This is a genomic window from Saccharothrix variisporea (genome assembly GCF_003634995.1).
GTDB classification, from domain to species: domain Bacteria; phylum Actinomycetota; class Actinomycetes; order Mycobacteriales; family Pseudonocardiaceae; genus Actinosynnema; species Actinosynnema variisporeum.
Genome location: NZ_RBXR01000001.1, coordinates 8,741,169 through 8,756,628, shown reverse-complemented (window position 1 = coordinate 8,756,628; position 15,460 = coordinate 8,741,169). Strand labels below are relative to the sequence as shown.

The following is a 15,460-nucleotide window of genomic DNA, read 5'->3' as shown; positions in this document are numbered from 1 at the left end:
TCGTGGCTGCTCACGCGTCGGTGTCCAGCAGTCCGGCGGGCATCTCGAACACCGCGCCGCGTTCGGGCGGGTCGACCGGGTCGGCGGTCACCACCACCCGGGCGGCGGCCTCGTCCAGTCGCTGCTCGCAGGTGGGCGGGTCGTCGGCCGCGCACACCACGAACGAGTGGCGCGCGAGGTACCCGCCGGGCGGCAGGCGCAGGGTGGTGCCGGGTTCGACCATCGGCCCGGCGGTCACCAGCCCCGGCGCGTCGGCGGGCACCGCCACCGACCGCACGACGCAGTCGTGGTCGGGCACGCCGAACCGGATGCCGGCGACCGCCCGCCGGGTGGGGGTGAGTTCGGGTCGGCGGCCGGTGGCGACGTCGAAGAGCACCTCGCCGCTGTCGATCCCGGTCGCGACGCGGCCCAGCAGCGGGATCAGGTCGCCGCCGACGCGGCCGTTGACCTCGATGACGACCGGTCCCCGGGCGGTCAGCCGCACCTCGGCGTGGGTGACGCCGTCCTCGACGCCGAGCGCGGCGTGCGCGCGGGTCAGGGTGTCGGTCAGGGCGTCGTCGGCCAGCAGCGGGTCGGCGGCGTCGACGACGTGCCCGACCTCCTCGAAGTAGGGCGCCTCGCCGGAGTGCTTGCGCGCCAGGAACATCGGCGTGTACTCGCCCTTGTGGACCGCGCCGTCGACGCTGACCTCCGGCCCGTCGGCGTAGCCCTCCACGATCACCCGCGCCCCGTAGACGCCCTGGTCGACCGCGCTGGCCGACGACGCCACCGCGTACGCCGCGTCGAACTCGCCCGGGTCGTGCGCGAGGACGACGCCGATGCTCGCGCCCAGCGCGCGCGGCTTGACCACGACGGGGTAGCCGATGTCGTCGGCCGCCGCGCGGGCCTCCGCGAGGTCGGCGGGCATGGCGAACCCCGGCTGCGGCAGGCCCGCCGCGGTGAGCAGGGCGCGGGTGCGGTGCTTGTCGCGGCACGCGTGCACCCCGCCCAGGCCCAGGCCCGGCACGCCGAACTCCGCCGCCAGTTCCCCGGCGGTCAGCACCAGCGGCTCGTCCCAGCACAGCAGCCCGACGACCCGGTGCCGTGCCGCCACGGCCCGCGCGGTGGCGGCCATGACGGCGGGGTCGAACACGTCGGCGACGGTGATCTCGTCGAAGTAGCGGGTCTGCCAGGTGGGGGTGAGGTTGTTGAGCAGCACCGTGCGCAGCCCGGCGGCCACGGCCCGGCGGTGCACCGACTCCACCAGGTACTCGCGGTAGTAGCGCAGCCCGCTGCCGATCACCAGCAGCACTCCGTCGTCGCTCACGCCTTCTCCTCCACCATCTCCGAGACCGGCGCGGCGGGCTCCGCCTCGGCGGGCGCGGCGGGTTCCGGTTCGGCGTGCACGGTGATGCCGAAGTACGCCAGCACCGCGGCGGCCAGGGCCAGCAGCCCGCACACCGCCCAGATGCCGCCGCCCAGCCGGTTCCAGGCCAGCACGCCCAGCAGCGGGGCGATCGAGCCGGACAGCCCGGCGAGGGCGTGCGTGACGCCCAGGTAGCGGGCCTTGTAGCGGGCGGGCGCCTTGGCGGGCCGGGCGAACATGCTGGGACCGGACATCATCAGGCCGAGCACGAACAACGCGCTGCCCGCCACCACGACGACCGGCGAGGAGGTCAGCCACCAGCCCAGGAACCCCAGGGCGAACACCGCGTGCCCCAGCCCCACCGCCAGCGGCGGCGGCCACTTGACGATGTAGGAGGTGATCTTCAGCTCGCAGGTGATCAGCACGACCGACGAGGTGACCAGCACCGCGCTGTACAGGCCGACCGGCTGGTGGTCGGCGACGATCTTCAGCGGCAGCGCCACGAAGAACTGCGTGTAGACGATGGTGCCCAGGAACAGCGAGGCCAGGAACATCAGGAACCGGCTGTCGCGCAGCATGACCGCGTACGCCGAGCGCCGGTCGACCACCTCGCCCGGTTCGGGCTTCTCCTCCGCCGGGGCGGGGACGTTGGGCAGCAGCGTGAACGCCAGTGCCGCGTACAGCACGGCGGTGAGGCCGTCGAAGTAGAACAGCAGGTCCCAGTCGACGGTGATCAGCACGGCGGCCAGCAGCGGCCCGAGCGCGGCGCCGGTGTTGAGCGCGATGCGCATCATGGAGAACGCCATGACCTGGAACTTCTCGGGCATGAGGTTGCTCAGCAGCACGGCGGCGGCCGGCCGGTAGGCCTGCGTGACGAGCCCGGCCAGGGCCACGTCGAGCATCAGCGGCCACACCGCGTCCAGCCCGGCGGTCCAGGGCACCAGCGCGACCATCGGACCGGACACCGCCATCGACAGGCCGATGGTGACGCGCGGGCCGAACCGGTGGGTCAGCTCGCCGCCCAGGACGGTGCCGAACACCGACCCGGCGCTGTAGGCGACCAGCGACAGGCCGGCCACCTCGGCCGACCCGCCCCGGTACACCAGGTACAGCACCAGGAACGTCTGCACGAACGCGCCCAACTGGTTGAGCGCGACGCCACCGAGCAGGTAGCGGATGGGGAGCGGGGTGGCCCGGATGGCGGCCAGGACCCCGTCGGACGCCTTGTCGTTCACGCGCTGACCTCCATGACTGCGGCGGCGATCTCGTCGGCGACGAGCGGTGCGGTGCCGAACCCGGACCCACCGCAGGCGGGGCGGCTCCAGACCGAGGGGCGGACCCTGGTGAGCACCGGGCCGCCGGTGTCGGGGTCGGCGGCGTAGTGGCAGTCCCGCACGGCCACCACGCGGTAGTCCGCCAGGTCGGCCAGGACGGGTTCGGCGAGCAGCCGGCGCGTCCACGGACCGTCGTCGGCCTCGTCGGTGCTGCCCACTTCCCGGCACACCGCGTCGGAACTGATCTTGAGCAGGGCGCCGTCGCCGGGTGGCAGCAGCCAGGCCCGGCCGTCCGCGCCGATCCGGCCGACGCCGGGGGCGCTGCCCCACCAGTCGGCCAGGCGGGGCGGCGGGCGCAGGTAGGCCGTGGTCTGGCGGTGCAGCCGGACCGGCGTGCCGAGCAGGTCGGCGGTCCACGGCCCGGCGGCGACCACCACGACGTCCGCGCCCACCTTCGTCCCGTCGGCCAGCGTGACCTGCTGCTCGGCGACGTCGACGACGGTGCGCCCCGGCCACAGCGCGACACCCGGCCGTTCGGCCAGCCACGCGGTGGCCGCGCGCAGGAACCGCTCGGCCAGCAGCACCCCGGCGTGGCGGTCGAGCACCCCGCGCGTCCCGGCGGGCAGCAGCACGGGCGGCACGGCGGCCTGCCGCACGACCACGGCCGGCACACCGGTGTCGCGCGCGGTGCCCAGCGCCGCGTCCAGCTCGTCGGGGGCGCAGGCGGTGACCACGCCGACCGGGCGGAACACCCGGGTGCGCAGCACCCCTTCCAGCGCCAGCCACCGGCGGCGCGCCCGCGCCATCCGCAGCGTGGCGGGCACGTCGCCCGGCCGCAGCACCCGCAGCGCCCGCGAGTGGTCGGCCGAGGTCGACGCCGGGTTGGGCAGCGGGCCGCGGTCGAGCACCGTGACCCGGTGCCCGGCGAGCGTGCAGTCCACCGCGGTCACCAGCCCCGTGACCCCCGCCCCGACGACGACGACCGACGCCATCAGGCCGTCGTCCGGCGCAGGCGCGGCAACCGCGTGGGCACGACGGTGTCCACCGCCAGGTCGCCGGGCAGCCCAGTGCCGGACAGCCCAGTGCCGGGCAGCCCAGTGCCGGACAACCCGGTGTCGGGCAGCGCCTCGGCGGCGAGGTCGACCAGGACCGGCGCGGCCCAGCGCAGGAACACCCCCACCTGGTGGCACAGGTCGCCCGCGGTGTCGTCGGTGGCGGTCGCGGCCAGCCGGTCCAGCCGGCCCAGCTGCTCGGCCAGCACCGACGCCACGGCGGTCAGGCTGAACCGGCGCAGCTCGTAGGCGTCGGCGAACCGCTCCGCCATCCGCCGCGCCCGGCGCTCGGCGTCGGCGGACACCGGCAGCTCGCGGCCCGCGAACCGGTCGACGACCTCGGCGACCCGGTTCCACGGCCCGGTCAACCGCGTGTCGGTGACCCGGTGCAGGGCCTCGCGGGTGAAGTCGGTGCGCTGGAACTCCGGGCTGGTGGCGCACAGGTGGAAGCGGATCAGGTCGCGCGGCACCTCGGCGGCCAGCTCCCGCCCGGACACGACGTGGTCGCGGCTGGTGGAGAACTTCTCGTTGGCCAGCTCGTAGAAGTCGTTGGTGACGTACTGGGCGGGCAGCACGTACCCGCCCAGGGCGGTGAGCATCGCCGTGCCCACGATCGCGAACGGGTAGGTGGCGTCCAGGCCGAGGAAGTACACGACCGTGCTGCCCGAGTCGGCCAGCCACAGCTCGTCGTCGGTGGACAGGACCGCCCCGCGCTTCTCCGCGCCCAGCGCCGTGGTGAACATGCTCCACGGCATCCCCTCCATGTGCGGGTAGATCACCTGGTCGGGCACCTCGGGGAACGGCGCGGGGATGCCCCACGAGGTCGGCTGGGTGATCGGGAAGTCCGGCAGCGGCGAGGCCAGCGCCGTCTCGATCAGCTGCGCCATGTGCGGGCGCATCGGCGTGCGGGCGAAGTACTCCTCCAGCTCCGCCCGGTAGCGCTCGACCGGGAAGACCAGGATGTCGGCGTCGCGGTACTGCACCGGCTCGTCGGGGTGCAGCGTCGAGCGCGGGTCCAGCAGCTCGCCGGGCGCCACCGGCAGCCCGCAGCTCTCGCAGATCCCCGCGTAGCCCTCCGCCAGGCAGAACGGGCACCCGCCGGCGACGAGGGCGTCCATCAGGTACTCGTCGGTGGAGGCCAGGTACGGGAAGCGCACGGTGCGCAGCTCCAGCCGGCCCGCGCTGTGCAGGCGCTGGTAGAAGTCGTAGACCAGCTTGGTGAAGCGGTCGCCGACGCAGCCGAACCCGTCGACCTCGATGCCGAGCGCGGCCAGGGTCTGCTCGACCTCGCGGGCGGAGCGCTCCCGCAGGTCCTCCGGGGCCATGCCCAGGCGGCGCGCGGCGGTGACGATGTAGTTCTGGGTGAAGTGCATCCCGGTGCCGTACAGGGCTTCCCGGCCGGTGGCGCGGGCGTAGCGGGTGCAGACGTCCGCGGCCAGGAACGGGCCGGCGAGGTGACCCACGTGCAGGTCGCCGTTGGCGGTGGGTGCGGGCGAGACGACCACGAGGCGGCCCATCAGGCGCTCCTCAGCTCGGTGGTGCCCTGGCGCGCGACGAGGTCGTCGAGGATGTCCTGGGACCGGTGGGCCAGCACGCTGATCAGCGAGTCGGCAATGCCGTGGGTGGCCTCGTTGACGCCCTGGAGGTACACCGCGCCCCAGGCCGGTTCGCCCAGGTCCAGGCGGTAGCGGCGGTTGACCGTGATCTCGCTCAACCCGATGCGCTCGGCCAGGTCGCTGACCATCGCCGGCATCCGCTGCGCGAACCCCGTGCCCAGCAGCACCACGTCGCAGCGCAGCGGCTCCACCTTGCCGGTGGTCCGGTCGCGCAGGTCCAGCACGACCTCGTCGTCCTCGACCCGCGCGCCGACCACCTCCGTCAGCGTCCGCACCTGCGAGCGCGGCGTGCCCAGGCCGCGTTCCTGGTACAGCGCGGTGTACATGTGCTCCAGGAACGGCGGCGCCATGCCGGCGTAGTTGGTCAGGTGCATCTCGGCCAGCAGTTGCCGGCGCACCTCGGGCGGGCTGTCGTAGAACCGGTCGACGAACGAGGGGAAGAACAGCTCGTTGACGAACTTGCTGGTCTGGTAGTTCTGCGGGCCCACCGAGCGCACCACCATCGTGCAGGTGCTGTTGGGCAGGTTGTCGTGCAGCGCCATGAACATCTCGGCCGCGCTCTGCGCCCCGCCCACCACGACCGCCCGCAGCGGGGCGTCGGCGGGCAGCGCGGCGACCCGCGTGCGGTACCGGGTGCTGTGGATGATCCGCTCCGGCGGCAGGTCGCCGAACACCTCCGGGACGTGCGGGTCCCGGCCGCCGCCCAGCACCAGGTCGCGGCAGCGGATGACGTGCCCGTCGGTGAGGGTCACCGCCCAGCCGGTGATCGTGCCGTCGCCGCCGCGGGTGGGCTCGATGCTCGCCGCCCGGGAGTCGAAGCGGATGCGGACCCGCTCCAGGGAGCGGGCCACCCACTGGAGGTAGTCGGAGATCTCCCAGCGGAACGGGTTGAACGTGGCCAGGTTGACGAACTCGTCGAGCCGCCCCTGGTCGTGCAGGAAGTTGAGGAAGGAGAACCGGCTGCGCGGGTTGCGCAGGGTCACCAGGTCCTTGAGGAAGGAGACCTGGCTGCGGGCCCACGGCATCAGCAGGTCGCGCTGCCAGGTGACGTCCGGGCCCTGTTCCAGCAGCATCGTCTGCTCGGCCAGGTCCGGCCGGCCGGACTCCTCGATGGCCGCCGCGAGCGCCAGGTTCGCCGGGCCGGCCCCGATCGCCAGCAGGCCCACTCGAGTTTCGGTCACAAACCCACCCCGTTCGTCCGCAGATCGGTCAGGCGCGCGTCGGGGACTCCGCTGAACGCGCCAGAGTCGGTGCACGAACGCCTCGGGGCGCTGTGCCGAACGCAGCAGCGATGCTATGGAGCCGGTTTTCCCGGTCGGTAGGGACGGATTTCCCGGGTGACGGGGAAAACCGGGGGCGGTGGCGGCGTTCGGGTCAACCGCATCACCGGATCGGCCCTTTCTGGAGGCAAAACCGGTACCACGGAGTAACGATGGTGAACATCGCCCCGACTACCGATCGCGGTCCCAACCGGGATCGGAACGGTCCACTCCGGCAAAAAACGACCAGGACAGCCCGCTTGTACCTAGGAGCACGACTTGTTGAATTCCTTACCTCCTGGTATGTCCGATTTTCGCCCGCGCACCGGCGGTGACACCCTCACCCAGGTGACGGTCGCGCTGGTGGGCCTGCGCCCCGCGGTCCGCTCGACGATCGTGCCCGCGCTGGAACGCGCGGCCGACATCGCGATCGTCGGTGACGTCCGCGACGACGTCGACGTGCTGGGCAGCACCGCCTGGAGGGTGCCGGACGTGGTGGTCGTGGACCCGGTGCGGTCCGGGACGTCGGCCGCGGAGCACGTCGTCGAGCGGCTGGCGGCGCGGACACGGGTGCTGGTGCTGACCGGGACGGACGAGGACTCGGTGGTGCGCGGGGCGTTCCGCGCCGGCGCGCTGGGCTACCTGGTGACCGGCACCGACCACGACCAGGTGCCGCGCGGGGTGCGGGTGGTCGCCTCCGGCGGGGTGGTCGTGGGCCGGTGCATCGCCGGCCGGTTCGCCGCGCTGATCTGCACCGGCCAGGCGCCCTACCCGTTCCCGCAGCTGACCGCGCGGGAACGCGACGTGCTGGAGCGGATCGCGGCCGGGAAGACCAACCCGGTGATCGCGCGGGAGTTGGCGCTGGCGCCCAAGACGATCAGCAACCGGGTGTCGACGGTGTTCGTGAAGCTGGGGGTCGCCCACCGGGCGGAGGCGATCGTGCTCGCGCGGGACGCGGGCCTGGGCCGGGGCTGAGCCGGGGCGCCGGCCGGGTGCTCGCGGTGCCCGGCCGGCCCGGGTCGATTCCGCGCGCACCCGGCGCCCATTCCGCCGGACGACCCCCGTCGATTCCACCGCACGCCCCGAGCCGGTTCCGCCACCGGCACCCCGGACGATTCCGCCGCCCGCACGTCGTCGATTCCGCCGCCCGCACCCCGGGCGTTCCGCCGTACCTCGGGCGATTGCCCCGCAGTGCCCCGTTCACCCCGGGCCGGCGCGGGGTGGTGAATTCCCCGCCGGCCGGGACAACTTTCCCTTACCGGTGGGAATCACGCGTGGATAGCCTCCCCGTCGACCGCCGTTCCGCGCGCTGATCGGAGCAGACGTTGACCAACGAGGAACCGCTCGTCGACTTCCGCAGGCTGGAGTCCGAAGACCTGACCCGCGCCTACGGCCTGGAGATGAAGCTGCTGCACCCGTGGGACGGCCTCACCGCGCCGTTCGAGGGCGCGTGGTGCGTGCTGCGCCCCGGTGACCGCTCCGTGGCGCACGCCCACCACGAGCACGAGATCTTCATCGGCATGTCGGGCCGGGCCGAGGTCGTCACACCCGACCACCGCCACCCGTTCGCCGCCGGGGACATCGTGTTCCTCAAGCCCGGGATCGAGCACCACCTGAGCAACGACACCGACGAGGACTTCGCGTACTACGCGATCTGGTGGGACCGCGCCATGTCCGAGGGTTTCGTGGCGGCCGAGGACCAGCGGGCCGGCAGCGGTGCTTGACTTCGACGGGCGCCGGTTCCGGGCGGAGGGGAGCACCGCGGTGGCGGTGTACCGGCAGGAGGGCGACCTGGTGTGGGCCGAGGTCTCCGGGGGTGAGGTGCTGCGCGGGTCGGTGACCGGCCTGCGCGACGACACCGGCACCCTCCACATGGGATACACGATCGTGCTGGCCGGCGGCGAACTGGTGTGCGGTCGCACGGTCAACACGCCGGAGGTGGCCGCCGACGGCCGGGTCCGGATGCGCGAGGTGTGGCAGCGCTACCACCCGCGGCCCGAGAGCGGCACCTCCTACCTCGACGAGGTGGTGTGATGGGGGTGTTGCCCGCACCGGACCGGGTGTCCGAAAGGGACTGGCGGGGCCTGGACGAGGTGGTGTCGGGGCGGGTGCTCCGGCCCTCCGACGCCGGGTTCGGCGCCGTGGGGTCCGCGTTCAACGAGAGGTTCGCCGCGACGACCCCGGCGGGCGTGGTGACCGTGGCCGACACCGACGACATCCGGCACGCGCTGGCCTGGGCCCGGACCACGGGCATCTCAGCCGTGGTGCGCGCCGGTGGCCACAGCTACTCGGGCGCGTCGGTCGGCACCGGCCTGGTGATCGACCTCAGCCGTCTGCGCACGGTCACCGCAGACGGGAGGACCGGCCTGGTGACCGCCGCGGCGGGGGCGACGATGTCCGACGTCTACGCCGCCCTCCAGCCGCACGAGATGGCGTTCGCGCTGGGCAACGGCGCGTCGGTCGGCATCGCCGGGCTGACCCTGGGCGGCGGGTGCGGCGCGACCTCCCGCGTCCACGGCCTCACCGCCGACGCCCTGGTGGCCACGACCGTGCTGACCGCAGACGGCGAGCTGCTGCACTGCGACGCGCGCGAGAACGCCGACCTGTTCTGGGCGTGCCGGGGCGGGGGCGGCGGGAACTTCGGCGTCACCACCTCCTTCACCTTCCAGGCGCGGCCGGTGGCGGACTGCTCGACCTACCTCCTGCTGTTCGACCGGGCCGACGCCGAGAAGGTGTTCACCGTCGCGCAGCAGGTCGTCGGGTCGGCCCCGGACGAGTTCGCGGCGCGCACCGGCGTGGCCCGGTCGCGTGACGGCGCGGTGGTGTCGGTGATCGGGCAGCACCTGGGCCCGGCCGCCGAACTGCGCGAGATCCTCGACCCGGTCCTGTCGGTCGCCCGCCCGCTGCGGGCCGACATCCGCGACCGGACGTACTGGGAGGCCAAGGACGACCTGCTGCACGAGACCGCCGGCGGCGCGTTCGCGGTGCGCACCGACGTCCTCACCCGGCCGCTGCCGGACGCGGGGATCGAGACGATGCTCGCCCTCGTGGACGCCTGGCCGGGCAGCGGCAACCCCGACGGGGGCGGCGCGGCGCTGTTCTCCTGGGGCGGCGCGATCAACCGCGTGGGCGCGGCGGACACGGCGTTCCCGCACCGGGACGCGATGTTCCTGCTGTCGCTGGACACGTCGTGGGTCACGGCCGACGCGCCGGCCACCGTGCGCCGCAACCTGGACTGGCTGGCGGAGCTGCGCGAGGCGCTGGCCCCGTACGGCGCGGGCCGGTCGTACCTGAACTTCGCCGACCCCGACCTGGCGGAGTGGCGCACCGCCTACCACGGCGCCAACTACCCCCGCCTGGTCGAGGTCAAGAACCGCTACGACCCCGAAGGGTTCTTCACCGCACCGCAGGGCGTCGGCACATGAGAGCACCCTCGCCCGCCGACGAAGTGCTCATCCGGACCGCGGACGAGGTCGACGCCGGGGACGTCGCCCCGGAGCTGACCGAGGTGCTGGCGTGGGCCCGCACCTACCTCGTCTCGCCCAGCCCGGACCTGGGCCGCCGCGGCCCCGTGTGCCCGTACACGCAACCCAGCCTGCAACGCGGCCTGTTCTTCCTGGCCTCGCCGACGAGCCCCGACGTGCCCGGCGCCGTCGCGGGACTGCGCCGGTGGTACGAGGCGGTCGCGGCGACGATGCCCGCGCCCGACCGCGAACTGCTCACGGTGCTCCTCGTGCTGCCCCACGTCGACCCGGTCGACCCCACGCCGCTGGACGAGCTGCAACGGGCGGCGAAGGACGACTTCGTGGCCAACGGCTTGATGATCGGCCAGTTCCACCCGGCGTGCGAGGCCCCGGGCCTGTGGAACCCGGACTACCGCCCGCTGCGCTCACCGGTGCCGTTGCTGGCGATCCGCGAGCTGGTGGTCTTCGACCTGCCCTTCCTGGTGGAGGAGCGCAAACACCTGGACTCCTACCTCAGCCGCTTCGCCCCCACCATCCCGACCCGCGTGAGGAGGCAACTGACCGCCCGCCTGGCCCCGCGCTGACGGCGGTGGACGACCCTCGCGACACCGGTGGATCGGCACCAGCTCCCCGAGCTACCGCCGCCCGCCGGTGTCGCGCCCGATTTCGCCGGCCCATTCGGCCGAACATCACACGACTGACGACTTGTACATTCATCCCTGTCCAGTCGTCGGTTCGGCACCTCCGGACATGCGGCCGACACACGACGAGGGTGGTTCGCCATGCCTTCGACGTGGTCGCCGCGCGGACCCCGACCTCACGCGATCTCGACGGCGCGGACGCCACAAGCCCCGCTGCCCGCCTCCCCTCCCGCCGCCTCGCCGGACAAAGGAGTTTGCGTGATGGACGGTCCTGTGGACCGAAGGCGCTTCCTCGCCCTCACCGCGTTGACGGCCGGAGCCGCCGTCGTCCCCGGCGTCCTGCCGGCCGGACGAGCCGACGCCGCCGTGCCCCCGCAGGTCACCCTGCCCGAGCGAGGCATCTACGACACCGGTCAGGCGACGTCCTGGACCGATGGCTTCCTCACCGGGAACGGCGAGTACGGCGCGCTGCTGTACGGCGCGCCCGCGCTGGAGAAGGTGATCTTCAACCACCACCGGCTGGTCCTGCCGAACGGCACCCGCTCCCTCACCCCACCGGTGATCGCCGGACGGCTGGGACCGGTGCGGGACAAGGCCCTCGCCGGTGACTACGCCGGGGCGAACCGGGACTTCGCGGCCGGGTGGTCGCTGCGCTGGACGCAGACCTACCACCCGGCCTACGAACTGCGGATCTCCACCCCGGGCATGACGGTGGTCAACGACTACGCCCGCATCACCGACTTCCGCACCGGCGAGGTCACCTCGACCTGGACGACCGCAGACGGAACCTGGACCCGCCGTGCGTTCGTCTCGCGGGCCGACCGGGTGATCGTCCACGAGCTGCTGCCCGCTCCCGGCCGGACCATCGACACCACGCTCAGCGTCAACACCGCCCTGGACGGGCTGCCCACCAGCCTGGGCTACACCACCCTGGCCACGGTCGGCGACGGCTCGGGCTACCTGAACCTGCGGGGCACGTACCCGACCGGGCAGGGCGCCTTCGGCTACGAGGGCGTCACCCGGGTCGTCCCGACCGGTGGCACCGTCAGCGCGAGCGGGTCGACCGTCGTCGTCACCGGGGCGACCCGGCTGCTGCTGCTCACCAAGCTCGACCGCTACGAGTCGTCCACCGCGTGGGACTCCCGGCCGCTGCACGCACAACTGGCGGCGCTCGGCGCCGACTACGCCGCACTGCGCACGCGGCACGTCGCGATCCACGCCGGGATGTACGACCGCTCGCGGCTCGACCTGAACGTGTCGGCCGCCGACCGGCGGCTGTCCACCAGCGAGCTGATCGCCCGCCAGAACGCCAACAAGAGCGTCATCGACATCGCCTTGCTGGAGCGCCTCTACGACTCGGGCCGCTACTTCTTCCTCAGCTCCAGCGGCATCCTGCCGCCGCGACTGACCGGCATCTGGACCGGCACGTGGTCCGGCGCGTGGGCCGACGACTTCACCACCGACGCCAACGTCAACCTCCAGGTCGCCGGCGGCAACATCCTCGACACGACCGAGGCCATGCAGGGGTACTTCACCCTGGTCCTCGGCCAACTCGGCCACTGGCGCACCAACGCGCGCAACCTCTACGGCGCCCGCGGCTTCCTCGCCCCGTCCCGCACCGACGGCGAGTACGGGCACATGCTGCACTTCGACGCCGGCTTCCCCGGCCAGACCTGGACCGGCGGCGCCGACTGGCTGCTCTACCCGTTGGTCGAGTACTACGAGGTCACCGGCGACCAGGCTTTCCTGCGGGACAAGCTCGGTCCCGCGCTCATGGAACTCGCGTTGTTCTACGAGGACTTCCTGACCCGGACGGACTCGAACGGCAAGGTCGTCTTCGTGCCGTCGTTCTCCATGGAGAACAGCCCGGGCAACACCGGTGTCCTGCTGTCGACCAACGCGACCGGCGACATCATGGCGGGCAAGCACGCCCTCCAGGCGGCGATCTCCGCGGCCAACGCCCTCGGTGTCGAACAGGGCGCGGGCCAGGGCGTCGCACGCTGGACGGCGCTGCTGGACAAGATCCCCGCCTACCGCGTCAACGGCGACAACGCGCTCGCCGAGTGGTCGTGGCCGACCCTGAGCGACCGGTACGACCACCGGCACGTCCACCACCTCTACGGCGCGTGGCCGTTGCACGAGATCAACCCCGAGGAGAAGCCCGAACTCATCCGCCCGTCGCTGCGCGCGTTGGAGCTGCGCGGCGACCAGAACGTCTCCGCGCACGGCAGCCTGCACCGGGCGCTGGCCGGCGCGCGGCTCAAGGACGGCGGCAAGGTCTACGACAACCTGCGGAAGATCATCGGCAACAACATGGTCTTCAAGTCGCTGATGACCTCGCACAACCCCAACCTGGACATCTACAACGCCGACGCCGCCAACGCGATCCCCGCCGTGCTGGCCGAAGCGCTGCTCTACTCCCGCCCGGGTGTGCTGGAGGTCCTGCCGGCGCTGCCCGCGCAACTGGCCAAGGGCACGATCACCGGAGTGCGGGCCCGCGGCAGGATCCGCGTGCACAGCTTCAGCTGGGACCTGTCCGCCCGCACGGCCGTGCTGTCGATCACCTCCGACGTCGACCAGGTGGTCACGCTGATCAGCCGGCCGGGGATGGCGTCGGTGACCACGTCGGCGCCCGTGGCCGCGTCGCCCCTGGGCAACCACGCCCGGAAGGTCACGCTGGCCGCCGGGCAGCGCACGGACATCGCGGTGTCCCTGCCGGCCCCGTCCCTGCCGACCGGTTGGTGCCGACTGGTCAACAGGGCGAGCGGCAAGGTCCTGGACATCAACGGCGCGAGCACCGCCGACGGCGCCAAGGTCATCCAGTGGAGTTGGTCGGGCGGCGCCAACCAGCAGTGGCAGTTCCTCGCGAACCCCGACGGCTCGTTCCGCCTCGTCGCCCGGCACAGCGGACGCGTGCTCGCCAGCCCGGGAGGGTCGGGCCAGGGCACCCAGCTCGAGCAGTGGCAGGACACCGGCAGCGACAACCAGTGGTGGCGGCTCGTCGACGCGGGCAGCGGCTACCACCGCATCGTCAACGTGCGCAACGGCCTCTGCGTGGACGTGGAGAGCGGTTCGACCGCCGACGGCGCCCGCGTCATCCAGTGGCCCGCGACCGGTGGCGCCAACCAGCAGTGGCAGATCGTCACCGTGTGACTCGCACGACGGCGCGACCACCTGGGTCGGCGGTTCAGGCGGAGTTGGGGTTGTACTCGAGCATGTGCCGCACGGCGTCGTCGCTCACCGACCGGTCGATGATCCGGTTGAGGTCGGGCACCGACGCCCCGGCGGGCATGGCCTGACCACCGGACCCCGCACGCCACGTGCCGTCCTGTTGGCGGGTGTAGGTGATCGGGATGTCGCGGACGTCCTGGAGGATGCCGGTGCTCGGGAACTCCACCTGGAAGACGATCGTGACCACGCCGTCGACCTGGTGCGCGGCGACGGCCTCGCGGACCCGCCGGCGCCACACGTCGACGTTGAGCCTGCTGCCGAGATCGGCCTGGCTGTCCAGGAGGGGGTCGAGCACCCAGCGCCCGATCCGGCTGAGGAGGTCTTCGTCGGCGAACTCCAGCGGCCCGACCGGCGCGTAGCCTTCGGTGTCCCGACGGTGTTCGACGGCTCGCTGGTGCGCCCACTGGTAGAAGAACCCCAGGGCGACGGACAGCACTGCGCCACCGCTTCCACCTCCGCTCCTGCCTCCGCTTCTGGCGCCGCCGGGGGACTCGGTGGCCGGCGCGGCGCCTTCGACCGGAGGAGCCGCGCCCTCCACGGGCGGAGCGGCGACAGGGGCTTCGGCAGGCGACACGGGTGTCGAGACCTCGGCGGGCGGCGCAGGAGTGGACGCGGGGGCGGACGTCGGGCGTGGCGGGACCTCCGCGGCCCACAGTTCGACCGCTTCGACCGGTTGGCGTGGCGGGCCGCCGGGGCGTGGGCCTTGGGTCCAACTCCGGGCGGCGGTGCGCGGTTGGGCCGGTGCGCCGGTCGCGGTCGGTCGGCTGGGTCCGTAGGCGACGATCCGCCGGCACCCCAGCCGCTCGGCCAGCTCGGTGAGCCGTGCCCGGCAGGTCGGGCACGGCATCTGGTCGACCACCACGAGCAGTTCGCCACCCTCGGCCGCGCCCGCGGGCAGCCGGGAGGTCAGCGCGTCGACGGCCTGGACCTCGGCGTGCAGGTCCGCGCCGCGGGCGTAGCGGCCCAGTTCGGCAGCCAGTTGCCCGCCCGCGCGGTCACGGACGACCACCGCGGCGTTGACCTCGTAACCCTGGCCGAGGTGTCGGGTGCCGACGCCCGCCGGGTCGATGGTCGGTGTCTGCGCGGGACGCCCGCCGCGCGGCGCGGTGGACGAGAAGCCGCGCTGGTTCAGGATGAGCTGGTTCAACTCCGCGACACCGGGTTCCACGGGTGCTGCCGGCGGCGTCGCCGAGGTGAGGCCCGGTCGACCGGCCATGGCGGTCTCGATCGTCTCCAGGTACGCGGCGGCCTCGTTGTAACCGGGCGTGCGCGCGTCCGCCGAGCGCAGTGCCGCGTGCACCCGCTGGTACTCGGCGCTGAGGGCCGCGTCGTCCAGCGCGGTCAGGTCGGTGGACTGGTTGACACCGTCGAGGTTGCGCTGCACGAAGATCGACGTGGCGCGGTTGCCCACCTGACGCTGCAGGCGCAGCACCGGGTGGCCGGGTGTCGGGTGCGGCGGCCGGTTCCCGCCCTGGCCCGCGGGGTCGCGGGCCGACTCGCGGTCGTGGAAAGCGTTCATCAGCCGCCCCTTCCGGTCCGCGGTGATCGTCCTCGACCCGAGGGCGGAACACCATGTCC

12 protein-coding genes are annotated in these 15,460 nt (G+C 73.1%); 6 read left to right on the top strand and 6 right to left on the bottom strand.

Annotation, left to right across the window (positions count from 1 at the left end):
* Positions 1 to 10 precede the first annotated feature (10 nt).
* Genes DFJ66_RS39535 through DFJ66_RS39515 form a run of 5 tightly spaced genes read right to left on the bottom strand, consistent with a single transcriptional unit; the run spans position 11 to position 6,468 of the window.
* Complete coding sequence (locus tag DFJ66_RS39535) at positions 11 to 1,306, bottom strand: ATP-grasp domain-containing protein (RefSeq protein WP_121229559.1); 1,296 nt, start codon at positions 1,304 to 1,306, stop codon at positions 11 to 13.
* Complete coding sequence (locus DFJ66_RS39530; protein ID WP_246030104.1) at positions 1,303 to 2,580, bottom strand: MFS transporter; 1,278 nt, start codon at positions 2,578 to 2,580, stop codon at positions 1,303 to 1,305. Before DFJ66_RS39530 ends, DFJ66_RS39535 begins: the two co-directional genes overlap by 4 nt.
* On the bottom strand, positions 2,577 to 3,611 hold the full coding sequence (locus tag DFJ66_RS39525) for an FAD-dependent oxidoreductase (protein WP_121229558.1): 1,035 nt from the start codon (positions 3,609 to 3,611) through the stop codon (positions 2,577 to 2,579). Before DFJ66_RS39525 ends, DFJ66_RS39530 begins: the two co-directional genes overlap by 4 nt.
* Positions 3,611 to 5,188, bottom strand: a complete 1,578-nt coding sequence (locus DFJ66_RS39520; RefSeq protein ID WP_121229556.1) for a class I tRNA ligase family protein — start codon at positions 5,186 to 5,188, stop codon at positions 3,611 to 3,613. The genes DFJ66_RS39525 and DFJ66_RS39520 overlap by 1 nt, the downstream gene beginning before the upstream one ends.
* Positions 5,188 to 6,468, bottom strand: a complete 1,281-nt coding sequence (locus DFJ66_RS39515; RefSeq protein WP_121229554.1) for a lysine N(6)-hydroxylase/L-ornithine N(5)-oxygenase family protein — start codon at positions 6,466 to 6,468, stop codon at positions 5,188 to 5,190. Before DFJ66_RS39515 ends, DFJ66_RS39520 begins: the two co-directional genes overlap by 1 nt.
* A gap of 381 nt (positions 6,469 to 6,849) precedes the next feature.
* Here DFJ66_RS39515 and DFJ66_RS39510 point away from each other — a divergent pair, with 381 nt between their 5' ends.
* The 6 genes from DFJ66_RS39510 (at position 6,850) to DFJ66_RS39485 (ending at position 13,804) form a co-directional block, all read left to right on the top strand.
* The gene (locus DFJ66_RS39510; protein ID WP_121229552.1) at positions 6,850 to 7,521 is read left to right on the top strand and encodes a response regulator transcription factor; all 672 of its coding nucleotides are present in this window, start codon (positions 6,850 to 6,852) and stop codon (positions 7,519 to 7,521) included.
* 350 nt (positions 7,522 to 7,871) lie between these two features.
* Positions 7,872 to 8,270 carry a cupin domain-containing protein gene (locus tag DFJ66_RS39505; protein WP_211351469.1) on the top strand — a complete coding sequence of 133 codons (399 nt, stop codon included), beginning with the start codon at positions 7,872 to 7,874 and terminating at the stop codon, positions 8,268 to 8,270.
* The gene (locus DFJ66_RS39500; protein ID WP_121229550.1) at positions 8,263 to 8,580 is read left to right on the top strand and encodes an avidin-fold protein; all 318 of its coding nucleotides are present in this window, start codon (positions 8,263 to 8,265) and stop codon (positions 8,578 to 8,580) included. Before DFJ66_RS39505 ends, DFJ66_RS39500 begins: the two co-directional genes overlap by 8 nt.
* Positions 8,580 to 9,971, top strand: coding sequence for an FAD-binding oxidoreductase (locus DFJ66_RS39495; RefSeq protein ID WP_121229548.1), 1,392 nt, complete (start codon positions 8,580 to 8,582; stop codon positions 9,969 to 9,971). The genes DFJ66_RS39500 and DFJ66_RS39495 overlap by 1 nt, the downstream gene beginning before the upstream one ends.
* Positions 9,968 to 10,594, top strand: coding sequence for a DUF6875 domain-containing protein (locus DFJ66_RS39490; protein ID WP_121229546.1), 627 nt, complete (start codon positions 9,968 to 9,970; stop codon positions 10,592 to 10,594). Before DFJ66_RS39495 ends, DFJ66_RS39490 begins: the two co-directional genes overlap by 4 nt.
* 318 nt (positions 10,595 to 10,912) lie before the next feature.
* Entirely contained in the window at positions 10,913 to 13,804 is a 2,892-nt protein-coding gene (locus tag DFJ66_RS39485; protein ID WP_121229544.1) for a glycosyl hydrolase family 95 catalytic domain-containing protein, read from the top strand.
* A 34-nt stretch (positions 13,805 to 13,838) separates the two neighbouring features.
* Here DFJ66_RS39485 and DFJ66_RS39480 read toward each other — a convergent pair whose 3' ends face one another.
* Positions 13,839 to 15,401 carry a hypothetical protein gene (locus tag DFJ66_RS39480; RefSeq protein ID WP_121229542.1) on the bottom strand — a complete coding sequence of 521 codons (1,563 nt, stop codon included), beginning with the start codon at positions 15,399 to 15,401 and terminating at the stop codon, positions 13,839 to 13,841.
* Positions 15,402 to 15,460 lie beyond the last annotated feature (59 nt).

Excerpts from the sequence above, each read along its gene's own strand:
- DFJ66_RS39495 (WP_121229548.1), top strand. The coding sequence starts at position 8,580 with ATGGGGGTGTTGCCCGCACCGGACCGGGTGTCCGAAAGGGACTGGCGG.
- DFJ66_RS39480 (WP_121229542.1), bottom strand. The coding sequence starts at position 15,401 with ATGAACGCTTTCCACGACCGCGAGTCGGCCCGCGACCCCGCGGGCCAG.
- DFJ66_RS39510 (WP_121229552.1), top strand. The coding sequence starts at position 6,850 with ATGTCCGATTTTCGCCCGCGCACCGGCGGTGACACCCTCACCCAGGTG.
- DFJ66_RS39485 (WP_121229544.1), top strand. The coding sequence starts at position 10,913 with ATGGACGGTCCTGTGGACCGAAGGCGCTTCCTCGCCCTCACCGCGTTG.
- DFJ66_RS39490 (WP_121229546.1), top strand. The coding sequence starts at position 9,968 with ATGAGAGCACCCTCGCCCGCCGACGAAGTGCTCATCCGGACCGCGGAC.
- DFJ66_RS39525 (WP_121229558.1), bottom strand. The coding sequence starts at position 3,611 with ATGGCGTCGGTCGTCGTCGTCGGGGCGGGGGTCACGGGGCTGGTGACC.
- DFJ66_RS39520 (WP_121229556.1), bottom strand. The coding sequence starts at position 5,188 with ATGGGCCGCCTCGTGGTCGTCTCGCCCGCACCCACCGCCAACGGCGAC.